This is a genomic window from Paludibacter jiangxiensis, from assembly GCF_001618385.1.
In the GTDB taxonomy this organism is placed as follows: domain Bacteria; phylum Bacteroidota; class Bacteroidia; order Bacteroidales; family Paludibacteraceae; genus Microbacter; species Microbacter jiangxiensis.
This window is the reverse complement of sequence record NZ_BDCR01000003.1, coordinates 626,555-645,178: the sequence shown is the minus strand read 5'-3', so window position 1 is coordinate 645,178 and position 18,624 is coordinate 626,555. Positions and strand designations below refer to the sequence as shown.

The 18,624-nt window shown below is 39.7% G+C and carries 15 protein-coding genes; all 15 read right to left on the bottom strand.

From position 1 onward, the window contains the following. Positions 1–161: 161 nt before the first annotated feature. Positions 162–923: a glycosyltransferase family 2 protein gene (locus tag PJIAN_RS09160; protein ID WP_068704268.1), complete on the bottom strand. Its 762-nt coding sequence runs from the start codon at positions 921–923 to the stop codon at positions 162–164. A gap of 47 nt (positions 924–970) precedes the next feature. Continuing rightward, positions 971–1,918 (bottom strand): UDP-glucuronic acid decarboxylase family protein, encoded by a 948-nt coding sequence (locus PJIAN_RS09155; protein WP_068704265.1) that lies wholly within the window; start codon positions 1,916–1,918, stop codon positions 971–973. Positions 1,919–2,605: 687 nt separating this feature from the next. Then, entirely contained in the window at positions 2,606–4,027 is a 1,422-nt protein-coding gene (locus PJIAN_RS09150) for a UDP-glucose 6-dehydrogenase (protein WP_068704263.1), read from the bottom strand. 26 nt (positions 4,028–4,053) lie between these two features. Beyond that, the gene (locus tag PJIAN_RS09145; protein ID WP_068704261.1) at positions 4,054–4,881 is read right to left on the bottom strand and encodes a glycosyltransferase family 2 protein; all 828 of its coding nucleotides are present in this window, start codon (positions 4,879–4,881) and stop codon (positions 4,054–4,056) included. Continuing rightward, the gene (locus tag PJIAN_RS09140) at positions 4,878–5,387 is read right to left on the bottom strand and encodes a putative colanic acid biosynthesis acetyltransferase (protein ID WP_236714392.1); all 510 of its coding nucleotides are present in this window, start codon (positions 5,385–5,387) and stop codon (positions 4,878–4,880) included. The genes PJIAN_RS09145 and PJIAN_RS09140 overlap by 4 nt, the downstream gene beginning before the upstream one ends. Before the next feature lie 221 nt (positions 5,388–5,608). Then, on the bottom strand, positions 5,609–5,758 hold the full coding sequence (locus tag PJIAN_RS14800) for a glycosyltransferase (protein WP_084252346.1): 150 nt from the start codon (positions 5,756–5,758) through the stop codon (positions 5,609–5,611). A 24-nt stretch (positions 5,759–5,782) separates the two neighbouring features. Then, complete coding sequence (locus PJIAN_RS09135; RefSeq protein ID WP_068704257.1) at positions 5,783–6,925, bottom strand: glycosyltransferase; 1,143 nt, start codon at positions 6,923–6,925, stop codon at positions 5,783–5,785. Further along, positions 6,922–8,091: a glycosyltransferase family 4 protein gene (locus PJIAN_RS09130; RefSeq protein WP_068704255.1), complete on the bottom strand. Its 1,170-nt coding sequence runs from the start codon at positions 8,089–8,091 to the stop codon at positions 6,922–6,924. Before PJIAN_RS09130 ends, PJIAN_RS09135 begins: the two co-directional genes overlap by 4 nt. Then, positions 8,088–9,419, bottom strand: coding sequence for a hypothetical protein (locus PJIAN_RS09125; RefSeq protein WP_068704251.1), 1,332 nt, complete (start codon positions 9,417–9,419; stop codon positions 8,088–8,090). Before PJIAN_RS09125 ends, PJIAN_RS09130 begins: the two co-directional genes overlap by 4 nt. Positions 9,420–9,461: 42 nt before the next feature. After that, entirely contained in the window at positions 9,462–10,706 is a 1,245-nt protein-coding gene (locus PJIAN_RS09120) for a glycosyltransferase family 4 protein (RefSeq protein WP_068704250.1), read from the bottom strand. Between the two features lie 12 nt (positions 10,707–10,718). Continuing rightward, positions 10,719–11,312, bottom strand: coding sequence for an acyltransferase (locus PJIAN_RS09115; RefSeq protein ID WP_068704249.1), 594 nt, complete (start codon positions 11,310–11,312; stop codon positions 10,719–10,721). Position 11,313: 1 nt separating this feature from the next. Next, a complete protein-coding gene (locus PJIAN_RS09110) occupies positions 11,314–12,426 on the bottom strand; it encodes a glycosyltransferase (protein ID WP_068704248.1) in 1,113 nt (370 codons plus the stop codon). Between the two features lie 9 nt (positions 12,427–12,435). Continuing rightward, entirely contained in the window at positions 12,436–13,407 is a 972-nt protein-coding gene (locus PJIAN_RS09105; protein WP_068704245.1) for a hypothetical protein, read from the bottom strand. Continuing rightward, on the bottom strand, positions 13,404–14,690 hold the full coding sequence (locus PJIAN_RS09100) for an MATE family efflux transporter (RefSeq protein ID WP_068704244.1): 1,287 nt from the start codon (positions 14,688–14,690) through the stop codon (positions 13,404–13,406). The genes PJIAN_RS09105 and PJIAN_RS09100 overlap by 4 nt, the downstream gene beginning before the upstream one ends. Before the next feature lie 1,465 nt (positions 14,691–16,155). Further along, positions 16,156–18,552 carry a GumC family protein gene (locus PJIAN_RS09095; protein ID WP_068704243.1) on the bottom strand — a complete coding sequence of 799 codons (2,397 nt, stop codon included), beginning with the start codon at positions 18,550–18,552 and terminating at the stop codon, positions 16,156–16,158. Between the last annotated feature and the right edge of the window lie 72 nt (positions 18,553–18,624).

Here is an 18,624-nt window from a genome sequence, read left to right as displayed (position 1 = left end):
TGCTGCAAAGGGAATCAAATTTATCCACAGATTACACGAAATACACGGATTGATTGGTCTGTAAATCCCATTAAGAAATTAAGTGGGTTGAGAAGATTCTTCTTTTCTATTTTCTTAACTTCTTAATGGGTGAATATGCATTGTGATATTTACCCTGCCATTTATTCATATTGTATGAAACGGGGTAATATATATTGCGGAATCTTACGTCCGATTTTACAAAACAATGTAAAATATCCCCACAGCCGGTATTTTTTGATAATCTCCAGATCTTCACTCGATTTCTTTTGTTGTAAGGCAGCCGTGGTGCTTTTGCCTCCCATGCGCATTTTGACCACCCATTCGTTCAAAAAGATCTTTTTAATGTTATCGTTCAGAAACCATCGCAACGATATTTCATAATCACTGGCTATTCGGTATTGTGTTTCATATAATCCGTATTTTTCAAAAAGCTCCCGCTTTACATAAATGGTGGTATGCAGGGGAATCCATCCAAATCTCAAAAATCTTTTCCGGTACGATTTTGCCGGATAGATGCGCTTGACTGAGTTTGGATCCTGTTTATCTACATACTGGCCATTGGCATAAACTAGATCTGCTCCGGTTTGCTCAAAACATTTGGCCACTTTCGAAAGCGTATCCTGATCGTAGTAAAGATCATCCGAGTGTAGAATGCCGATTACATCTCCCGTGGCAGCTTTTATTCCTTTATTCAACGCGTCGTAAAGTCCTTTGTCTTTTTCGGAGATGTAAACAGCCAGATTTGGCCTGTAGGGTTCAATTATTTCTTGTGTGCCATCGGTAGACCCTCCATCAACAACAATGTGCTCTATATCCAGATATGTTTGAGACTGCACAGACTGAATGGCGTCGGTGATGCAATGCTTGTTGTTATAAACAATAGTAATAATGGAAATTTTCACAAATTCAATAGTATAGAGGGTGTTTGCTTAATGTATTTATTGGGAAATCAATTAAGTGTTTTCAGCAACTGATCAAAATATGCAATTGTTTTGTTTACGCCTTCTTTTAATTGCACTTTAGGAACCCATCCATTGAGTTGTTCGTTTGCCAAAGAAATATCAGGTTGACGTTGTTTTGGGTCATCTTGAGGAAGGGGATGAAAAATAATTTTAGACGAAGTCCCAGTAAGGTCAATAATGGTTTGAGCAAGTTCCAACATGGTAAATTCGTTCGGATTGCCAATGTTGACCGGCCCGCAGAAATCATCGGGAGTATTCATCATTCGCACCATACCTTCCACTAAGTCGTCTACATATTGAAACGACCGGGTTTGCATTCCATCTCCGAAAATCGTAATGTCTTCTCCTTTAAGTGCTTGTACGATGAAATTGGAAACCACACGGCCATCATGAAGATTCATGTTAGGACCGTAGGTGTTGAATATCCGTATTATTTTTATACGAACGTTGTTCTGATGATGATAGTCCATAAAGAGGGTTTCTGCGCAACGTTTTCCTTCGTCGTAGCAAGAACGTATTCCTACAGGATTTACATTGCCCCAATAACTTTCTACCTGAGGATGTATGAAAGGATCTCCATATACTTCGCTGGTACTTGCTTGCAGAACTTTGGCATGTACTCTTTTAGCCAGACCCAGCATATTGATGGCTCCCATCACTGAAGTTTTAACGGTTTTGATCGGATTATACTGATAGTGTACGGGACTTGCGGGGCAGGCCAGATTATAGATCTCGTCCACTTCAGCAAAATAGGGATGAGTTACATCATGCCGAACTACTTCAAAATAATGATTATCCATCAGGTGCACCACATTGCGTTTCGACCCTGTGAAATAGTTGTCCAGACAGATTACATCATTTCCGTCTTTTAATAAACGTTCGCACAAATGCGAACCGATAAAACCGGCTCCTCCGGTTACAAGTATCCGTTTCATTTCAAATTATTTTTTTGTGATTATCCGCAATGTGTCCTAATTCATATTCTAACCCCTCCGCTACGCTCGTCCCATTAACAAAAGGGGACACCACTATATGCTGTATTTCGTCTCAATTTATTGATTGAATTGCGAATGCAGATTAGCTTACGCTGACCGTTGGTTGGTCTCCCCGTCAGATGAAGGGGAGTGCCCGGAACGGGGGAGGGATTTGATGCAGTATAGCATATAGATTATGACAGTATGCGGATAATCATATTATTTTTTTAATTTTATAGATCAAATGGATTCTCAGGTTGCGACCAATCATCTTTTGGTAAATTGAATATTGAAAAGCAACATGTTTATCCCATTTCTGAATCATTTATTTTCTTGTGATAATTAAAATCAGAGCTAAGAACTCATCTTGACTTCTTAGCACTCAGACGATTTGTCATCATGAAAAGTTAGACTACTTTGGTGCATCAGCATGTGTCGTTCCGATGGAACTTTTCTCCTGATTGGCTGACCATTTACTACAAACCTGTCATGCTTATGGCATTTTAAGTCCCATCGGGACGATAGGTTTATAGAAAAGCCTGATTTGTGAAAAAATAAAGTACCGTAGGTACGACATTTTATCCTTCTTTTATAGCAAAATTGAATATGTTTCGAAAAGTCAAGACGGTTTCAATATAAAGTCTGATTCTAGTTGCCAATAGTATAAACTTCAAATCCTATTTTTGAGAGTTTATCTTTCTGTAAAAGATTTCGTCCGTCAAATACAAATGCAGGCTTGTACATTTTGTTGTATATAGCTTCCCAATCATACGAGCTGAACTCCTCCCATTCGGTCAATAGGGCAATCGCATGGGCTTTGTCCATTGCTTCATAAGGTTCGTTGTGTACATGTACCAAATCTTTTAGCTCTTTCGTAGTCATGTCACCGGCAATTCCCGTCATGTCGTTGGACCGATGGTGTTGTTTCATATAGTCGAGGTCGGCATAAATTTGTTCCGGCGTTACTTTGGGATCATACACATGTATTTCTGCCTTATCGCGCAGTAAGGCTGTAGTTACATAGATGGCTGCCGATTCGCGGGTATCGTTGGTGTCTTTCTTAAAAGCCCAGCCGAGACAGGTTATTTTTTTACCGGAAACGCTATTGAACAATGTTTCAATGATTTTATTGGCAAAGCGGCGCTTCTGGTAGTCGTTCATTTTGATCACATGTTCCCAGTAATCGGCCACTTCAGGTAGGTTGAAGTATCGGCAAAGATATACTAAGTTCAGAATATCTTTTTGAAAGCAACTGCCTCCGAATCCAACAGAAGCCTGCAAAAATTTTGATCCAATGCGGCTGTCGGTGCCAATGGCTTTTGCAATTTCAGAAACATTGGCTCCTGTTTGTTCGCAAAGAGCGGAGATGGAATTTATACTTGAAATGCGTTGCGCCAGAAAAGAATTGGCGGTAAGCTTCGACAGTTCACTGCTCCATACATTGGTTTGGATAATCCGTTCGCGTGGAATCCAACGGGCATAGATGGAGGTAAGGGTTTCGATGGCTTTCAACCCTTCGGGAGTCTGATCACCTCCTATCAATACCCGGTCGGGATGATATAAATCCTGCACAGCAGTGCCCTCTGCCAAAAATTCGGGATTGGAAAGTACCTGAAAAGAGAGGTTCTTCGCATTGTTGCTCAGGATGGTTTTCAAAGATTGGGCAGTACGCACCGGCAGTGTCGATTTTTCGACGATAATTTTTTCTCCATGGGCAATCTCGGCGATCTGGCGTGCACATAATTCCACGTATTTCAAATCGGCCGCCATGCCTTTCCCCACACCGTAGGTTTTGGTGGGGGTGTTCACCGCGATAAAGATAATATCGCCTTCGCGAATCGCATTTTCTACATCGGTGGAAAAAAAAAGATTCCGGTTGCGTGTTTTAGCAACCACGTCGGACAGTCCGGGCTCGAAAACCGGCAAGTTGGACAGGTCATCATCGTTCCATTGCGCAATACGTTGCGCATTGAGATCAACTATCGTTACGTCAATATCAGGACATTTATCGGCTATCACGGCCATGGTGGGGCCTCCCACATATCCTGCACCAATACAAGTTATTTTCATTATGTTCTCGATATTTTTTTTGAATCTTATTTTGTTTTTCTAAACTCTTCAATTTTTGTTTTGATCTGAAAGAAATAGTGAGCCTTGTAAAGTGCAATATAAAATCCGGCTCTCCCATCCATAAATCCCCTCATTAAGATATATGCCCCAAAAAAATAAATAACCGGCAAAAAGGGAGTTTTCATCAGATTGTATTTAATCTTTTGATGAAAGGTCATTTTACTGAAACCCTCTTTTTCGAGATGAAGAAACCGCCGGGCTTCCCAGGTGGAATAGGCATTGTGGCGCGCTATATAATGCTCGAGTCCTTTATAATCGTTGTGCAAAATGGCCTCCTGAAATTGGCCGGTTTCACCTTCTACTATCGGGTGCTCATGCACCTCCATATCCAGGTGACTCCACGAATCTTCGTCTATTTTTTCGTACTCTCCTTTTCCTTTTCGGATCAGGGGCAGTTTTTTAAATTCGTATCCATGGTTGAGCTGCTTGCCCATAAAATAGTTTTTGAATACTACCCAATAGCCATTTTTGGTCGGATCTTGTATTTTCACTTTCAGCTCTTCTATAAATTCGGGGGTTAGGTATTCATCGGCATCTACAAAAAGTACCCACTCGTTACGGATTTTGAGATTACGCAATGCCCAGTTACGTTTTTTGGGGAACTGTCCGTTCCATTGAAAATTGACATATTCGGCTCCGTATTCCTTTGCAATCTCAGGAGTTCGGTCGGTACTACCGGAATCGATTACGATTAATTGTTCAAAACCGTCCAGCTTATCCAGACAGCCGGGAAGATTTACTTCTTCGTTTTTAACGGGAACAATAACCGTTACAGCTATTTTAGATGTCATCATTTTGTTAGTTCTCTTTTCTTGATAAATTTTGCAGGATTCCCTCCAACTACATTCCAGGCTTCTATATCTTTAAATACAGCAGCACGGGCACCAACCACAGCACCTTCTTCTATAGTTACCCCCGGCCCGATAAAGGCATCGGCAGCTACCCATACCTGATCTTCAATTTTGATGGGCTGAAGTATTAGAGGGAACGTTGGTTGGTTTATATTATGTCCGGATGCGCATAAATATGCTTTTTGAGAAATAACTGTGTTGTTTCCAATGCTAATCTTTCCTTGATTATAACAGTCTACATGAGGGCCTAAGGTTGAATATTCTCCCATTGTTAGATTCCAGGGGGCCCAGATTTTTGCAGTTGCATAAATGTGGACATTCGAAGCAATCTGAGCGCCAAATAGTCGCAAAAGAACGTTTCGCCAACCTTTAAATAGCCCCAAGTTAAATGGACGAAAAAGCAACCAATAACAAGAATTCCAAAGGAAACGCCCAATCTTGTTTTTCATGCTAAACCGGTGATCGTATTTCGACAAATCAATCTTATTCCCGTTCATTGATTGTGAATGTTTGTATATAGTTTAATCATTTCTTTTGCAATTGCCTTGATGTCATATTTTTCTTCCACCAGTTTTCGTCCCCGTAATCCCATTTCTTTAAGTTGTTCCGGGGTTTTATTGGTTGCTTCCAAAATTGTCCTAACTAAATTCTCAGCCGATAAGTCGATCCACTAGCCGCACCGATTAGTTTCCAGTTCCTGCCAGGGTGTACCGGTAGTTGTAATTACCGGAAGCCCGGTTGCCAATGCTTCGGCAATCACTATCCCGAAGTTCTCACTATAAGTAGGCAGTACAAAGAGATCGGCATCGTGATATAGCATCCATTTTTATCGCCATAATCGATTTCAATCGAGAAAAACAAAATCCGGTTTTTTGCCTTTTTGTAAAATCCATTTGTAAAGCTCTATCATCTTATTAGCTACTATTTTTACGGAGTAATTATCTCGAATGAATGAGTGGCCCCGTTTTCCCATAGCGATTCTCTCTTCTTCGGGTATATAGATTGCTTTCTCCATTGTCTTTGATATCGATTCCACATCGTTATCGATCCACCAACCGCATTGATATGTTTCCAACTCCTGCCATGGAGTCCCTTTTGATGTAATGACCGGAATACCATACAATAAGGCTTCTGCAATTATCATCCCGAAATTTTCAAAATCACTGGGAACCACCAGATAAGAGAGAGATTGAATTGTTTTTTCTTTTTCTATACCACTCAAAAATCCGGTAAAAATCACATTTTTTAAACCTAAGCGCACCACTTCTGCTTTCAGAAAAGTTTCGTATTCAATATCTCCGCCTCCTATAATAACCAACTCACAATCTTTTACTTTGTCGCCCAGTATGTCCCAGGCATAAGGCAGTCGTTCTATATTTTTCCGTGGATGGATACGGCCTAAATATCCGAACCGTCTTACATCTTGTTTTTCAAGGATGTTTTCTTTGTCTTTTTCAGTATCTATGGGGTTTGGAATTACAGCAATGGGCGATGTAATGCCAAGATCACGCAAATGTTGCATCTCCTCATGGCAAGTCGCTTGCACACAAGCCGCTTGTTGTAAATCTCTCTTTAAAAACAGAGATAAAGCTAATTTTTTTATTCTGCCTGAACGTACAAATTCCTGAGGATAAAGCATCCCTCTTGGAGTGATTATATAGGGAATTCCTTTCTCGCGGGCAATTTTAGCCCCAATATAGGTCGGGTATTGCCAGATACATTGCAGATGATAAAGATCATAAACAGTGTGTTTGTTCAGAAACGAAGCAAATTTACCGGAGTAAGCCAGCTTTGCAATGGAGGGTATCGGTAATAAATGGATAAAATCTCCGTCAATGATCAAATTGTCTTTGGACGAAGCGAGTTGATAGCTCAATATTTCAGCATTTATGCCTTCATCCCGTAAACCTACGACGGTTAAAGAGGTGCTGAGAGGCGGACCTCCACTATTCACTCCTAAGCTGGATATAGTATGCAATACATTCATTTCTTCTGATTGACTATATTAAGATAAATCTGCTCTATTCGCTCTAAACAAATTATTGGATCAAATCTTTTGGCATTTTCCAAACCCTTATTTACTTCTTCATCTCTCTGGTCTTTATTTTGAGAGCAGATTTGGTTTAGTACAACTGCACAAGTTTTTGCCCAGTGATTAATCACCGATAGATTATTAGGCATTCGGGGAATCAGATATCCTGCATCTCCGGCCACTTCGGTCATTGGGGCTTCGTTCGTCGTGACAACCGGACAGCCGGATGCCATGGCTTCTGCAATAGGCCAACCAAAACCTTCTGCTAAGGATGGAAATAAAAAAACGGAAGCTCCCTGATAGGCTAATCGCAAGTCCGGGTCTCCTATTTTTTCCAAAAAATGGATCTCATGGTTATACCCGGATTGTTCGCAGAACTTGATTAATCTCGCTGAAGGGGAGCTGCCAATCATTAAAAGAGGTAATTGTTTATTGGAGTTGCTTCGCCAGGCTTTATATATTTCCAGCACACCTAATCTGTTTTTGTAAAACTGATTGCCACCCACATGAAGCAAATATCCATTATGAAGATTTATTCCAAGTTTGTCACTCAGCAAATTTCTTATCTGCTGTGGATTGCCGGGAGAAAACGTTTGATTTAATCCGTTATATACCACTTCGGAAATAGCCGGTTGCCTCTTCAAAAACCGGTGCAAATCCTGTCGGGTTTTTTCTGATATCGAAATAAAATTGCACCCTTGTCGATATCCTTTTCGGATATAGGCTTGATATAGGCGTCCGGTCCAACCCACCGGGTTTTCTTTCAATTCGCCCGATGCAGAACGTTGTGCCAAAAAATCGTGACAATGAATCACATGTTTTCTATGGGCAACCAAGGGTATCCATGGGCCTAATGCCTGGTCCGCAAAAACAAAAAGAGTAGTGTCATCACAACTCTTTAACCGTTTTTTTACGATTATCGGGAAGAGGATAAACTGATCGAGGTAGCCCATCCATTTTTTTAGAGAACATGGAACAGGCCAATTATAAAAAAAAGCTTTAGCCGTCCAGCATTCTACCCGATGGCCACGTGCTGACATACCTTCTGCCAGCATACGTGCATAACGGGGCATACTTTGAGAGCCGATGAAAGTGGGGTGAGTAAAAATAATCAGATTCATCTATTTTCTACAATTGAAATTTTCTTTTTTTCTTTTACTTTCATAGATGCTAATATCAATCCCCCTGAGAGAACAATAAAGCCTAAAGATGTGGGTTGTGCCCATTGAGCCTGCAAAATGTAAACAAAGCCAAAACTTGTTAAGAGCCATGGAAGTATATTTCCTTCTTTAATTTTTAGAAAGCTAGATTTTAATAAATTGATAGCCAAAAATAACCGGATTGCAATAACGGTACCTCCAAGAAAAACCCCCATCTCACCGATAGTTCGTAACCATTCAAAATCAATAAGTGCAAATTGATTATTCTTAATCAATGTTGAACCTACACTTGTACTAATTCCAAGCCCATATCCCCAAAAAGGTAAGTCTTGAACATTTGAAAATGCATTTAACATTGAACCAAAAAAACGATTTCCAATTACACCATTTACCAATCCTCCTTCTGAATTATTTGCATCGTTAAAACGAGAGGTAAATGCGTCTAATCCTGTTTGAAAAACAGGTATTTGCATCAAAATAATTGTTAGAGCAAAAATTATCAAAAGGATCAGGATAATTCGCCAAAAAAAGGTCGGCTTTCTGGAAACTGAAATCATTGTAAATAATAATGTCAATCCGATCGAAAAAAAAAGGGTCCGGCTGATTGAAAATGACATGGCACCAAATAATGCTATTGTAGCAGCAATCAATAATATTTTATTACCTAAAGCGGATTCTAACCAAAAAAACAGAAGGTAAGCTGCGACAAATCCCCAAAAACATACATTCCCATTCGTAAATGAGAAAGTACCCGGTGGGCGAAAATAGCCTAAAGCACCGCCAAAACCTGCTCCATCTATATCATTTCCCACACCTCGGTTAACCCATGCAGTTTGCGGACTATAAAATTGTAAAGCAATTAAAACAACCATTGGTAAAGCTATCCATAGTGTGACTATACCTATTTTTTTGACATCCTCCCGATTGAAGACCTTTCCGATTATAAAAATCAAAGGGAAATGAATCAATAAAGAACGTAAGCCAAAAAGAGCAACAAAAAGATTGCCATGAGCAAAAAGAATTGTTGTTAAAAAGGAGATAATAGCAACCAAAGTCATAATAATAAGATAGGGATTATCTCTTAACATGCCATTACGCCATGCTTTATAAACTAACCATAAGGCAATTGGATCTCTAACTACTAGAAGTATATTAGATAAATCTGGTAAAATCCATTTTCGCAAAGCGCCCTCAAATATGAGTAGAAAAAAATAAAGCCAAATCGCACTTTTTAACTGCTGATTTGTATTATTCCTTTTATAAGTATCAGAAAAAGAGTAATAATTCACTAATTATAAATTTAGAGCAGAATATATTTTACATAAACTATATTATCGATCATATTCCATTATCGCATTTGCTAATTCCTTTCCATATACTCTCCATGGACGTTTTCGTGCGGATTCCATAGCGGCGCGGCCAACTTTTTCAAGTATTTCCGGTGTTTCAATAATTTGTTCAATCATTACGCGAAGAGTAGATGGTATTCCGGCAGAAATTATCCAACCATTTTCTCCATGTTTGATCAAATCCGGGCCAGCCGATCTGTCCGATGCGATTACAGGAGTTCCTTGCGACATAGCTTCTGTGATTACCATACCAAAGCCATCAAAAAGAGAGGGAAAAACTAATATATCATGTTTTCTCATTAATAATAGGATTTCATCGTGAGGTAAGGTTTTCAAATAATGGTGGTTGGTTAATTCATGATTTAATTTTATATTTTGTATCGGTTTTGGCCCAACCAATGTAAGCTCAACATATTGTTCTAAACCCTTGATGGCGTCAAATAAATCTGCCAGTCCTTTTTGTTGAGTCAGTTTTCCTACAAATAACAATTTGATTTTTCTCATTTTCTCAAATCCTTCATATTCTCGATGCTCGAAAACAGGAGGAAACCCATAAGGTATTATTTTCACAGGAGGAAGTTTCCCCGGATATGTCTTCAACGTATCGGCTGTAAATTTACTGGCGACAAATACGACATCTGCAAGTGATAATTCTTTATCTTTTCGTTTTAATTTAATCTCCGAGTCTTTAAATCCAGTAAATGTATCAGCCCAATCCGGTTTTCGCTCAATTTCTTCATGCAATAATGCTCTTGAAGCACGCCAATATCCAGTCGGTAAATCGTAGAAGCAATCTAAACCTATCTGTTTTGCTATTGAAAATGAATATTCAGCTCCATCTTCATAAGCATAAATTCCCGAAATGGTATTTGTTTTACATGTCCTTTGTATGTTTGTGGCGATATAATTATCTAAACTGTGATAAATAGCATCAACACTGAATACCCCAGACTCGTGTTCAATAAGTTTTTGCCAACCTACTTTTAATGCAAACAATCGACCTATTTCACGCCATGGATAGGTATTGGTCATTGAACGAAGATTTGGATTGAATTTTCGTCTTCGCAATTCTTTTAAATATGATATTGATCCTAATTTGAACAGAACTGTCTCAGGAAAAACTGCAATGCAGGTATAGAATTTAAATAATATATTTGCTTTTGTCAAACCGTCAACGGCTTCTCGTACATTCGAGTTACCGGTAGGATGAGAAATAATTATTTTCATAAAGTAGATTATTTATCCAATTAACCAGGCTCTGTTCCCTGCCAGGAATTCACATGGATTATACCTTAAATCTTCCGTTCTTTTTTTTTGAATGGATTTTGCCGGATTACCAACTACTATTTCGCCGGGAGCAATACTTTTACTCACAACAGCCCCCGCTCCCACAACAGCACCTTTCCCAATAGTAACACCGGGTAATAATATGGCATTCGTAGCAATCCATGCATAATCTTCAATTATAATTTGAGCTTTGATCGATGACCAATCCGGATCTGAAATATCATGCGAAGCTGTCAATATCTGAACTCCGTCATTGATGCAAACTTTATCACCAATAATAACCTTTTCATGTAAAGCAATCCGAACCTTTCCAACAAACGAAAAAGCACCGATTGAAAGTTTCGATTTATGACCATCAACAACAGTCTCTCCAATTTCGGCAGTCGGATGTATAGAGGCTCCTTTACGTACTAAACCAGATCGTCTTTGATTTCTTTTAATCAATTCAGGTAAACACAAAATACGTTTTGCCCATGCACGATAAAATAAAACAGAAGAAAAGGGATATCTGGCTCTATTATTCCACAAGTATGTTAGAGTTGCCATATCAATTCTTTAAAATCAATGTATTCAGAAAGTCAGTACATACTTTTTGCAGCGAATTTGCAATAACTGTATTACGTTGCTCTAAAATTGTGTCATTAATCATTCCCGGATGAAAGATATTAATTCCCACCGGCAACCGATCTTTAGGGAACTTTTGGATATCCCATGATCTGGAGACACAAAGAACGGGCAAACTATGTTCTCGCATAGCTGCGATAGTTCCACTTTTCTCAGCAAGAAGTATTGGTGTTGTTGAAATACCCAAATGTGAGTTTTGCAGATATTCCGAAATCATATTTTCTGACATCTCTCCATTTTCGCAGACTACAAAACCATAGGCTTTTAATTTTGAGCTCCATGTAGACTGCTCATTGCTACACTTTCCAATAAAATCAACTTTAATCTTTATGTTTTCCTTCATTGAATATTGTTTCAAATCTTTACAGAATTCTTCAATAGGGGCGCCGTAATGAATATTTCCAAAAAAAATAATTGATAGGCGATCTCCTTTTGAATTTAATTTATAGGAGACTCTCTTGATTATTGGGATATTCCCAAATAAGGGCAGGTATTTAACGTCTAAACCGAATCTTCCAAGCTGCCATTGATAGAGCTTTGTTTGTGTATGTATAAAGGGATTTAAACTTTTAACAAGATTGAGAATTAATAGAGTTTGTATTCTTCCCCAGACTTTATTTTTTAATGTGGCTTCATCCTCCATTCCCACCCACAATTCATGGAACATAATATGCCATTTCCGGCCTTTGCCAATTCTTGCCAACCGTCTGCCCAAGCCAAATGGCAATCCTTTATTCTGAAAGGCAAAAGGAACATATTGAAGACTTAACCACTCAGGGTTCATTACTTCTATGAAATTTTTAGCTTCTAAAAATCTCTTCTTCGAACATAGCTTAGCTGATAAGCGCAATACCTTTACCTGTGTCCCTTCAGTCTCTTGAGATGTAATTTGAACATCCTTAAGCATTCGGTCATTCAATGCAATAATTGAGGATTGATGACCCTGACGGATCAGCTCTGCAGCTAGCCGCCGGGTATAATCCCCAACTCCATCTCTACCGGGTGCAAGTGAGCCGCAAATAAAAGTGATCTTCATACTTATAGTTTATCTCCGTCTATAAAAGCGGCCAATAAATGCGCAAATCTGGATTTCAAACACCTTAAATCTCATTTTACGTTTTGAATGTAAATAAATTGGGCCATTTACACATTTCCAATAATCTTTTAGTGTTACACTTGGAGAATACCCTTTAAGGGTACTTAATATGATATTATTGTCCCAAGGTTTTGGTATGCCTAATGCATGAGACATCATTCGTGCACCAGATTTAAACGCCATTGCCTCTTGCCCCATTATACTTGCATCCTTACTCCAGGCTTCTACGGTTGCATTGAGGGCATCCTGATCGGTTTTGCTAAAAGGTGCAAAGTCACTCTTATCTTCCTCAGACAAAGCTTTGCTATTTGTCAAAGCAGAACGATTAAGACCACCAATTCGAACAGCCATTGCTTCTTGAATTTGTTTCCACATATGAAGAAAACCAATTTCCTCTTTTTCCAATCCAACAAAACCACCATTTACATAAGCAGACTCCTTATAAGTCAATGCTATTGAATATTGGCTAAAATAATTGCGCCAAGCAATCCTTTTTGGATGATTTTTATGCAATGGAGAATTCACATCTTCACATAATGCAATCCCTGAACCGGCCCATGATTCGAATACTTTCCAGGGAGCGCAAACGACGATATCTGGATCAAAATAAAACATGCTCTGCGCGTCCTTTGCAGGACCATCCCATAACTCTAGCATGAAATCAGGCTTGTAATTTGTAAAATGGTAATCAGTAATAAGCGGCAAAAAATGCAATTTCAAACCCTCTCCAATCTCCAACGTCCTTGCTCCGTTCCAACTCAACCCGGAATCTTCTTTAGCATTTGCCGCCCAAAAAGGGAGCTCTCCTCTGTAACCAACATAAACAGATCCTCTAAATCCATTTTTATACAATGAATTAGACAAAGCTGCTACGCCATAGTGATAATGGCCTTCATATAAGGTACATATAGCTGTTTTCATATAGTAGTTTTAATTTTGTAAAGGCAATACCCACCATTAATAAGTAACTGAAAAAATGAAAGATAAATATTATACAATAGCACTCCTTGTAAAGAGGACATGTTAAAAATCAAAGCGCCAACTACTATTGATAATAAACTAAGAAAAATTGAAAAGACAGGATTTATAACCCAACCTCTACTTGTAAAAAGAGAAAAAGCTACTCCCGCAAGCAATCCTATACAACTTCCTATTATACTTAATATGAGTTCATTCTGAAGCCCAATATAGTTTTTTCCTAGTATCCATAAAATCGAATCGGAAAACAAATAAACTAATGCTACAATAATAAGAAGCACAAAAAATAGCAATATAAATATTTGGAAAAACCTTTCCAACAAGACCTTCTTTTTCTCCGATAATCTGGCAAAGCGAGGAATAATCAAAGTCCCCACCCAAACATTAAGTAGAGTCAACAACATTGCAAACCGCCCCAGCGCACCTAACTGTGCCACAGATGTCGTATTCCCCAAAATAGAGATTAACCATAAAGCAATCTGCCCGGATAAACAATAATAAATTGAACCAGGAAGAATTCTCCTTACCATTGATAAAATTTCTTTTCGGATCACTGGATCTAGTTGTTGTCTATCCGTAAATCCATAAGCTATCTTTCGCAACTGAATATTACCGTAAATACGGGGAATCCCACTTGCCCAAATAGCCACAAAAGTCCATGGAAAAACAAAAAGAGTGAGTCCTGTTAGAACTAAACGACCAATACCAACTCCAACCTGATTTTTTTGAAGCGGAAATATCGACTGATTCAGTTTGGGAACCATCTCTAACAATGAATCAGAAATAGCGGCGTAAAAAGCTGGTATCAAAGACATTACTATCAAAATAGAAGTCATCCAACTGGCTCCGTGATGCAACAGTAAATAGAATAAAATAGGAGTAGAAACTATCAAACTTCCCACCGCAAACTTTCGCCGCAGATCAAGTCCGGTAGCCAATACCACACCCAGTTTTTCCCGATCCTGCCACACTTTGCCACCCTGCGCCATGACGCCGGATGATATTCCACCATCAGCAAGAACAGTCATCGTGCCCAACATAGTATTTGCCAAGGTATACAATGCATATTCCTGAGTTGGTAATAAACGAATAATCAGAATACCTGTAACAAACCCTACTCCCTGAACAATTATTTGTGCCAGTCCGGTAATGGAGATGGTTTTAAACCAATAAAGGGCTTTATCGTAATAGGGATGGGATAATATGCGTTGCCTTAGGGCTTCCATGTATAATCAATTCTATTGTATTTCGTAGAGTTTATTTGTCTCTTACACAGAATAGCTCAATGTGTCCTCTGTGTAACACTGTGTTTGTTTTATTTCAAAGAGTTATACTGCGTTGTGTGGTCTCCGTTTCTGGTGTTGGTTTTTATGCCGTTTAATCACAGTCGATAGGGCATTATTCGGAGTGGTAAATGAAAAGGGATGGGTGTAAACGTGTTTTGCAGATAACAGCACATGAGCCGTATCTGCAAATGAGAATCCCGGAAGCCGGGAGTGTTTTGTTAAAGGGAAGAATATGTGGTTCGCAACAAAACAGTGATAATACACCTTCCATTATTAATACAATTGTCACTCTTAAATGAATTCAATTTTAATAAACTAAATGGCTTGCTTAGCCTTAATGATCCTGGTTAGTGTAATACCACCGTTTATTCTTTGGCTCTGAGGCCAAAGAATAACTTGTGCTAAAATTAGAACAAGGGTGGAGTCTTCTTCTCTTTAGATATTGAGTTGCAAAGGTAAAATTATTTTTGAACACGACCAGTAAATTACAAATATAATTTACTGAAAAATTAACCTAATGTAATTCGGTTGAAAGTCATTATAATTGTGTTTTAGGACTCTATTTGTAAATAAATAGGGGAGATTTGATGGAAAATATACAAATAGGTGCTTGTTTTTGTTATGTGACATACGAAATATAAATCATATATTTCGTAAAATGGGGATTAGGCATGATATAGATTAAGTCATTAGTAGTTGCAGACCTGTCTCGAGAGAGAGGGGCTGTTGAGTTCTCAATTGACTGAAAGTCATATTTATTTCAGCCCAATGGCGAAGCCTTGGGTACAATGCAAACAAACGGATTTAAGTCCTGAAAGGACGGCTTAAATCGTCCTTTCAGGACTTAAAATCTGCTTTATCAGGCAACCCAACGTTTCGCTTCGCTTTACGTTGGGTTGAATTGAAAATCGGCGGAGCCAAATAAACCACCACTCTGTGGTTAATATTAGAACTTAACAGCCCTGCTCCGGAAGAGGGGGTGATGAGAGGTCAAGTGCGAAAAGTAAGAAATAAACAAAACCATTGAGGCATTAAGAAACATGAAGCTTTCTCGCTACAACCTTAATGTCTTAATGGTTTGAATATGAATTTATAGTCCTTCCTTTCAGGTAGCATTGATTTAGGTCACTTGCGCCACCGGTCACAGTTTGCGATTATGAAAATCAGGCTTTTCAAGTCATTAGGTAAAATGTCAGCTGCTCATATTATTAAGAGTCTGGGCGATTTTGGAAATAAAAAAAGTTTTTGATTTGTGCGATTTGCGTAATGTGCGTTCCCAACTGGTTTGAAAACGCATTCTTGTCTTTTTTTCGAAATCCTTCCATCTGAGATTGTCGCAAAAAAAAAGCAGTACACGGTGATGTTATATCACTGTGTACTGCTTACTGCAGACTGTGTGCTCAATTTAGTTTTTCAGAAACGGGAATCTTTTAGCATCCTTCTTTTCTTTTTTATGACCGTAATATTTGCCGTAGCCGTAGCTGTATCCTTTGCGGTAGGAATAGCGGCGATGGTCTATATTTACGTCATTTACAACGAGGTAGAGATGATTCAGATTCTTTTCCTGATGCAGTCGGTTTACCAGTTCAATATTCCGTTTGTCGGAGTAGCCGGCACGGCAAACATAAAGCGTGGCGTGTGTTAGCCTGTTGAGAAGAAGAGTGTCAGATACGGCACCTACCGGAGCGGTGTCGAATACGATGTAGTCGTAAGCTTTTTTTAGCTCTTCCACCAACGTGTCGAGACGGTCCTTCATCATCAGTTCGTTAGGGTTGGGTGGTATCTGGCCTGCCGGGAGTATGTCCAGGTGGGGATAAGCTGCCGTTTGGTGAATAAGGTTTTTGTAGTCGGATTCATGGCCGGAGAGATAAGCCGATATACCGTCTTGTTTTATAATATTGAAGTACTTTGCAAGCTGTGGTTTTCGGAGATCCATTCCTATCAGCAATATTTTCTTGTCGGTGAGCGAGAGTGATAAAGCCAGGTTGATGCTAACAAAGGTTTTCCCTTCGCCCGGTTCTGTGGAGGTGACTATAATCACTTTTTCGGAGGGGTAGTCGAGTGCAAATTGCAGTTTGGTTCGCAATAGTCGGAATAGCTCGGCGTTGGTATTGGATTGCGACGTATGATCGATTAAAGAGGAGTCGTCATCATTATGTCCGAGTTCGGTGATCACAGGTAGTGAAGTGAGTTTTTCTACCTCCTTGCTGTCGCGGATGCTGGAATTCAGTAGGTCTCGGAAGTAGATAATAAGAATAGGGAAAGCGATACCCATCAACAGAAAGACAAATAGTATCATGTTGGTGCGTGGACTCTTATGAGTTGCTTTGTCGGGCGCATTTAACATCCTTCCTTTGGGTACAGTGACAGCCATGTTGAGCGAAGCCTCTTCCCTCTTTTGCAGGAGGAACAGATAGAGGCTTTCCTTTACCTGCTGTTGTCGTTTAATTTCGAGAAATTCTCTCTCCTGGCGAGGCAGCTGGTTAAGACGGGCCTTAAGTTGTGAATATTTGGAGTTGAGGTCGCCATTGCTGATCTGTAATCCTTTGCGGGAGTTCCCGATACTGACCTGAATGGCTCTTCGGGCAGTTTGTATTTGTTGGTTAAGGGTTTTTAGTGAGGGGTTATCGTCCGAAGAACTCCGGCGGATGCGATCGCGGGCAATTACCAGTTCGTTGTATTTCTGGATAACGGCTACCAGTCCCACATCGGTGAGTCCCAGGTTGGGAATCAGGGCTGTTTCGTTGGCTGGATCGTGAATAAACTGTTCTACATATTTGGCCAGATGTAGCTGTATTTCAGCTTCGTTGCGCTGCTGATCGTATGCGGTGCCCTGCTGAAGATAAACCTGAGCATCGGCATCCAGATCTGTCATGTGGTTGGCTTGTTTGTAGCTTTCCACATCTTTTTCCACGTTTGTCAGGTCTCCGGTCAGTAATTTTAGACGGGTGTCAATAAATGTGGCGGTGTTGACAGCCGAACGATTGACCTGTTCCACAGCATCTTTGTTGTAAATTTCTACTAATGCCTGGAGAATGTCTTTGCCCTTTCGGATGTTGGTGGAGGTGAGGGTGAGTTGGATTACATCCGCCTGTTTTCCTATGTCTGATTGAAGGGCATTTTTACAAAGATCCTGCGCGATGGTTGTAGGGTTGGATATGACAATGTCTATTTCGGTTTCAGGAATAGCTTTGCCCGGGCGTAGTTCCAGAGTCATTGCGCCAAGGGGTGTTTGGATAGTGGCAGGTAGGTGCTTTATCTCCTGATTGAATGTTTGATTGCCATAACTTCCATCAACTGAGAGGGAGCCATCTCCGGATGGGGTGACTTTTAGTTCGATGCTTTCGTCAATGTCAAGCTGACTGAGGATTTTGTAATCTGTCTTCAGGTGTAAAGGAGAGTCGGTGTAGAGATCTTCCTGTTTTAGAAAATGTTTGCCGGTATAGGAGGTGTGTAGTTCTAACTGATTGACGACCCTTTTCATCAATTCGGTGGAACAGAGAACCTGTTGTTCGTCATTGACCATGGAAGGGGTATTTCCGCCAATACCCATTGCATCGAGCTGTTTCAGCATGGACATTTCATTCATCTGTCCGTTTTTCGACTGGTCGATTACCAGCATGGATGCGTTGAATTCATATGTGTCTATTTGTGTTCGGGTGTAAATATAGCCGGCTATGAGGAAGAGAATGGCTGACGCAACAATCCATTTCCAATAAACCACGAAGCGCTCAAATACGTCTCTCCAGTTGATTGGTTTTTCCTGAAATTCCTGTTCAAACAGGTCTGAGTAGTTCTCCATAAATGATAGATTATTGATAAATTCGAACCGGAGTGGCGACTTCCGGTCTTGAATGATTGCAATGATGCTTAA

Coding starts and splice junctions, on each gene's coding strand:
- PJIAN_RS09130 (WP_068704255.1), bottom strand. CDS start 8,091: ATGAATCTGATTATTTTTACTCACCCCACTTTCATCGGCTCTCAAAGT.
- PJIAN_RS09110 (WP_068704248.1), bottom strand. CDS start 12,426: ATGAAGATCACTTTTATTTGCGGCTCACTTGCACCCGGTAGAGATGGA.
- PJIAN_RS09140 (WP_236714392.1), bottom strand. CDS start 5,387: ATGAAAAACAAGATTGGGCGTTTCCTTTGGAATTCTTGTTATTGGTTG.
- PJIAN_RS09105 (WP_068704245.1), bottom strand. CDS start 13,407: ATGAAAACAGCTATATGTACCTTATATGAAGGCCATTATCACTATGGC.
- PJIAN_RS09135 (WP_068704257.1), bottom strand. CDS start 6,925: ATGAATGTATTGCATACTATATCCAGCTTAGGAGTGAATAGTGGAGGT.
- PJIAN_RS09150 (WP_068704263.1), bottom strand. CDS start 4,027: ATGAAAATAACTTGTATTGGTGCAGGATATGTGGGAGGCCCCACCATG.
- PJIAN_RS09115 (WP_068704249.1), bottom strand. CDS start 11,312: ATGGCAACTCTAACATACTTGTGGAATAATAGAGCCAGATATCCCTTT.
- PJIAN_RS14800 (WP_084252346.1), bottom strand. CDS start 5,758: ATGCTATATCACGATGCCGATCTCTTTGTACTGCCTACTTATAGTGAG.
- PJIAN_RS09145 (WP_068704261.1), bottom strand. CDS start 4,881: ATGATGACATCTAAAATAGCTGTAACGGTTATTGTTCCCGTTAAAAAC.
- PJIAN_RS09120 (WP_068704250.1), bottom strand. CDS start 10,706: ATGAAAATAATTATTTCTCATCCTACCGGTAACTCGAATGTACGAGAA.
- PJIAN_RS09155 (WP_068704265.1), bottom strand. CDS start 1,918: ATGAAACGGATACTTGTAACCGGAGGAGCCGGTTTTATCGGTTCGCAT.
- PJIAN_RS09100 (WP_068704244.1), bottom strand. CDS start 14,690: ATGGAAGCCCTAAGGCAACGCATATTATCCCATCCCTATTACGATAAA.
- PJIAN_RS09095 (WP_068704243.1), bottom strand. CDS start 18,552: ATGGAGAACTACTCAGACCTGTTTGAACAGGAATTTCAGGAAAAACCA.